Raw genomic sequence first — 5076 nt, 5'->3', positions numbered from 1 at the left:
TGGAACGAAAGCCAGTACAAGTCCGAAAAATTCGACAACATGCTGGTCGAGGCCCGCGGGCTGCTGGACGAAAGCAAGCGCACCGACATGTACTGGGAAATGCAGGAGATGGTGGCCAATGACGCCGGCACCATCATCCCCACCTATATCTCGAATATCGACGGGGTGGCAGGCAGCCTCAAGGGCATGACGTCAAACCCGCTCGGTCCGATGATGGGCTTTGTCTTTCCGGAATACGTCTGGCTGGACGAATAATCCGATTTCCGAGAAACTCCCGCGCATTCGGGGATGCGCGGGCCCCTTTGGATTTCTGAACAGGGAGGTGCCCCATGCTCTGGTCCACCACGACATGGATCCTCGTCGGGCAACGCCTTGGGATCGCATTCATCACGCTGATCGTCGTGTCCTTCGCGGTGTTCTTCGCAACCGAGATGTTGCCCGGTGATGTTGCCCAGATCCTGCTTGGCCAGTCCGCCACACCCGAAGCGGTCGCGGGCCTGCGCGAGGCGATGGGGCTGAACGAGCCGGCTTTACAGCGCTTTCTCGGGTGGTTGGCAGGGCTTGCCACTGGCGACATGGGACGCTCTTACGTCAATGACATGGAGATCACCGAACTGCTGGGGGATCGGTTGCTGAATTCCCTGCGCCTTGCCGGGATCGTGACGGTGATCTGTGTGCCTGTTGCGCTTGTCCTTGGCATCGTCGCCGCCATGTTTCGCGGGTCATGGCTGGACCGGGTCGTTTCGGTGGCGACAATTTCCGTCATTTCCGTTCCGGAATTCATGGTCGCAACCCTCGCCGTGCTGGTCTTTGCGGTGTGGCTCGGCTGGTTGCCGGCCCTGAGCTACGGGGTCAACGTCGACAGTATCGGAGCGATGCTGCGGGCCTATGCCATGCCCGTCATCACGCTGAGCTTCGTGGTCTCGGCGCAGATGATCCGGATGACACGGGCCGCCTTGATCGAAGCCATCGAAACACCCTATGTCGAGATGGCGCTGCTGAAGGGGGCGTCAAAGCCCCGCATGGTTCTCGTGCACGCGCTGCCCAATGCGCTTGGTCCGATCGCCAACGCGGTGGCCTTGTCGCTGTCCTACCTGATCGGCGGTGTCATCATCGTCGAGACGGTCTTCAACTATCCCGGCGTCGCCAAGCTGATGGTCGATGCCGTGGCCACCCGCGACCTGCCGCTGATCCAGTCCTGCGCGATGGTCTTCTGCGTCAGTTACCTGATGTTGATCACGCTGGCGGACATGATCGCGATCCTCTCCAACCCGAGGCTGCGCCAGTGATGACCAGCTCCACACGCTCTCCCCGCAAGTTCCGCCTGCCGACGCCGCGCAATCTGGGTTATTCCTTTGGCTGGACCGGCCGGATCGGCATCGCGATCATCCTGTTCTGGGCCGTCGTCGCGCTGATAGGCAACTGGTTCACACCCTACCCGGTCGGCAAGATCGTCGACTGGGACTACTTCAGTGGCGTCAGTGCCGCGCACTGGATGGGCACCGATTACCTGGGTCGGGACATCTTTTCGCGGGTCCTTATGGGCGCGCGTTTTACGGTGGGGATCGCACTTGCCGCCGTCACGCTGGCTTGTGTCGCCGGCGTCATCATGGGGATGATTGCCGCGGTGATCGGCGGCTGGTTCGACACGCTGCTGTCACGGCTTCTGGATGCGCTGAACGGCATCCCCCCGCTGCTGTTCGGCCTCGTGGTCGTGGCCGCTGTGGGATCGTCCATCCCGGTGCTGGTGCTGACCCTGGCGGTGATCTATACGCCCGGCGCCTACCGCTTTGCCCGCGCACTGGCGGTGAACGTCAACACGATGGATTTCATCACCGTCGCGCGCGCCCGCGGCGAGCGCACGCCCTACCTGATCGCCTGCGAGATCTTTCCCAACATCCTCGGGCCGGTGCTGGCCGATTTCGGTGTACGATTCGTGTTCATCGTCCTGGTTCTGTCGGGGCTGTCTTTCCTTGGTCTCGGGGTGCAACCGCCGAATGCCGACTGGGGCGCGCTGGTACGTGAGAACATCGCGGGGCTGAGCGCCGGCGCCCCGGCGGTGATCTTTCCGTGCATCGCCATCGCGTCGCTGACCATCTCGGTGAACATATTCATCGACAACCTTCCCAAGAAGATCAGAGACAGGGCCGAATGATGACTGACACACCTCTCGTATCCGTCCGCAACCTGCGGATCGGTGCCGTTACCGATTCCGGCCGCGACGTCGAGATCATCCGCGATGTGGATTTCGATATCGCACCCGGCGAGATCCTCGCCCTCATAGGCGAATCCGGCTCTGGCAAGACGACCATCGCGCTGTCGCTGATGGGGCACACACGCAGCGGCTGCTCGATCGATGGAGGGACCATCCGCATCGGCGATTACGATGTCACAGGCATGACCGAAGGCCAGCGCGCCAAGTTGCGCGGCACCGAGGTGTCCTACGTTCCCCAGTCGGCGGCGGCGGCGTTCAACCCGTCGAAGAGGCTGATGGATCAGGTGGTCGAGACGACCCGCATCCACAATCTGATGCCGCGCGTCAAGGCCGAGGAGCATGCCCGCACGCTTTTCCGCGCCCTGGCCCTGCCCGATCCCGACACGATAGGTGATCGCTATCCGCATCAGGTTTCGGGGGGGCAAATGCAACGGTTGTCGGCTGCGATGGCCCTGATCGGGGATCCCGACCTGGTGATCTTCGACGAGCCGACCACGGCGCTTGACGTGACCACCCAGATCGAGGTGTTGCGCGCCTTTCGCCGGGTGATGGAAGACGGCGGCATGGCCGGGGTTTATGTCAGCCACGACCTTGCGGTCGTCGCCCAGATCGCCGATCGCATCATCGTCCTCAAGGGCGGCGAAATCCAGGAGCAGGGCACCACTAAGCAGATCCTGAACGCGCCCGAGCATCCCTACACCAAGGAACTTCTGGCCGCTTTCGATCCGGTACGGCACGTTCCCGTCAAAGACGTCGAGGACGCGGCCGAGACGCCGATACTGGAGGTCCGTGGGCTGTGCGCGGGCTATGGCGTGATCAAGAATGGCGAACCGTCGGCAAAGGTGATGAGCGATGTGAGTTTCAAGCTTTACAGGGGCCGCAACCTCGGCGTGATCGGCGAGTCGGGCTCCGGCAAGTCGACGCTGGCCCGGGCGGTGTCTGGTATTCTTCCGGCCTATCGCGGCGAAGTGCTGCTTGACGGGCACACGCTTGCGCCCGCCCTGGGCCACCGAAGCAAGCAAGAGCTGCGCCGCGCACAGATCGTGTTTCAACTGGCGGACACCGCGCTGAACCCGGCCCATTCGGTGGGCAACATAATCGGGCGTCCCCTGCGGTTCTACAAGGGCCTGCGCGGTGACGCCTGTGAAAAGCGCGTGATCGAGTTGCTGGACATGGTTCACCTGCCTCCGGCGCTGCGCCATCGCCTGCCGTCGGAACTGTCTGGGGGTCAAAAGCAGCGCGTGAACCTCGCGCGCGCCCTTGCGGCCGACCCTGAACTGATCCTCTGCGACGAGATCACATCGGCGCTTGATACCGTGGTGGCGGCGGCCATCCTCGAACTGCTGAAGGAACTTCAAGGCGAGCTTGGTCTGAGCTACATGTTCATCAGCCATGACCTGTCCACGGTCGAGGCGATCTGCGACGATGTCATGGTGATGTACAAGGGCGAGGTGATCGAGGCCCTGCCGGCCGCACGGATGTCACAGGACGCGGAGCACGCCTATTCACGGCTGCTCATATCCTCGGTGCCACAGCTTGATACCGGATGGCTTGCCGGTTTGGAGCAGGACCCCGAGATTCTGGCCGCCTTCTCGGACAGGTAGGGCGGGCTGGCCTACTCGGCGTCGGAAAACAGCCGGGTCAGCGGCAGTTGCCGCTTGATGAACGGTGTCTTCATCACCACGAAACTGAAGTAACGGTCTATCCCGATATCGCGGTCGATCAGCTCTTCCACGATCTCCTGATAGTCGCTGATACCGGCGATAACGAATTTCGCCAGATAATCGTAACCACCGGATATCAGATGGCATTCCACACAGTTGTCGATCTTTTCCAACGCGTCCTGAAAGCGCGCGAAATCGATCTGGCGGTGGTTCTTCAGCGTGAATTCGGTGAACACTGTAAGCGTCTCGCCAAGCTTGGCCACGTTGATGAGCGCGGAATACCCCGCGATATAGCCGGCCTTTTGCAACTTCTTAACGCGGGTCAGGCACGGCGAGGGGGACAGGTGAACGCGATCGGCCAGCTCGACATTGGTGATGCGGCCGTTGCGCTGCAACTCAGCCAGTATCCGGATGTCGATTCGATCGAGTTTCTGATGGTTGTTCATCGGTTCTGTCCTGCACGTAACGGCGCGACACGCGGTGGCAAAGGCAGTCGGCACGACCGACCGAACAAATACGAAGCGATCTGTCGGTCAGTACGCCGGATGCGGCACGAAGCGCCGGAACCTTACATCTGATTTTCGAGAAACACAGGGGAAAATCATGCCCGCTTCACTGCTTCGGATAGAGACCCACCGCGACCTCCACCCGGGCGGCGGGATCGTCGGCGTCTGCGCTGCGTACTGGCTCGCCCGCGCCGGACAGAATGTCTTGCTCATTGAAAAAGGCCGTATAGGTGTGAGGAACAAATCCTCCAAGCGATGGCATCACCGATCTGTCGCATGCGGCACCGGTTGCCGAGGGCGAACAGCGTGAACAGCGTGAACAGCGTGAACAGCGTGAACAGCGTGAACAGCGTGAACAGCTGAGAAATTTATCAAAAGGTTCTGGAAAGTAAAAGTAAAATGCCCGATCGGCCTTTTACTTTGATCACTTATTGTCCTGAATGGAAACTTTCCCACATACATGGACGGCGAGACACATCTGCGGCGAAAGTCCGGAGTCCGCCCTTCGTGTCAAATGCCGCACCAGCGAAGGTTATAACTGCGACCGTCGGGAAAGGGGCTGACTGCCGCCGGTTGCAGTGACCCCAAAGGGGGTTTGGGGCCGATAATATCATGCTGTGGTGCAGAAGTTCGCCGCCGTCCTGCCCGCTGGTGGAAGTGCCGGACAGAACTGCAGTCGGCTGTACAGGAC

5 protein-coding genes and 1 pseudogene are annotated in these 5076 nt (G+C 61.1%); 5 read left to right on the top strand and 1 reads right to left on the bottom strand.

Going from position 1 to position 5076, the window contains the following annotated elements:
• The 4 genes and pseudogenes from ACESL9_RS16935 to ACESL9_RS16920 all read left to right on the top strand — a co-directional run.
• Nucleotides 1–255 (top strand): annotated as a pseudogene (locus ACESL9_RS16935) (ABC transporter substrate-binding protein); the annotation flags it as partial.
• Nucleotides 256–329: 74 nt separating this feature from the next.
• On the top strand, nucleotides 330–1289 hold the full coding sequence (locus ACESL9_RS16930; protein WP_372675287.1) for an ABC transporter permease: 960 nt from the start codon (nucleotides 330–332) through the stop codon (nucleotides 1287–1289).
• Nucleotides 1289–2155 (top strand): ABC transporter permease, encoded by an 867-nt coding sequence (locus tag ACESL9_RS16925; protein ID WP_372675286.1) that lies wholly within the window; start codon nucleotides 1289–1291, stop codon nucleotides 2153–2155. Before ACESL9_RS16930 ends, ACESL9_RS16925 begins: the two co-directional genes overlap by 1 nt.
• Nucleotides 2155–3819, top strand: coding sequence for an ABC transporter ATP-binding protein (locus tag ACESL9_RS16920; protein WP_372675285.1), 1665 nt, complete (start codon nucleotides 2155–2157; stop codon nucleotides 3817–3819). The genes ACESL9_RS16925 and ACESL9_RS16920 overlap by 1 nt, the downstream gene beginning before the upstream one ends.
• A gap of 11 nt (nucleotides 3820–3830) precedes the next feature.
• Here the strand turns inward: ACESL9_RS16920 and ACESL9_RS16915 are convergent, their stop codons facing one another.
• Nucleotides 3831–4325 carry an Lrp/AsnC family transcriptional regulator gene (locus ACESL9_RS16915; protein WP_372675284.1) on the bottom strand — a complete coding sequence of 165 codons (495 nt, stop codon included), beginning with the start codon at nucleotides 4323–4325 and terminating at the stop codon, nucleotides 3831–3833.
• Between the two features lie 157 nt (nucleotides 4326–4482).
• On the opposite strand from ACESL9_RS16915, the gene ACESL9_RS16910 reads away from it, so the two are divergent.
• Nucleotides 4483–4695: an FAD-dependent oxidoreductase gene (locus tag ACESL9_RS16910; protein WP_372675283.1), complete on the top strand. Its 213-nt coding sequence runs from the start codon at nucleotides 4483–4485 to the stop codon at nucleotides 4693–4695.
• Nucleotides 4696–5076: the final 381 nt, after the last annotated feature.

This window comes from Aquicoccus sp. (genome assembly GCF_041686535.1).
Lineage (GTDB): Bacteria > Pseudomonadota > Alphaproteobacteria > Rhodobacterales > Rhodobacteraceae > Aquicoccus.
The sequence above is the reverse complement of the archived record's forward strand: the minus strand, read 5'-3'. Positions and strand labels throughout refer to the sequence as shown.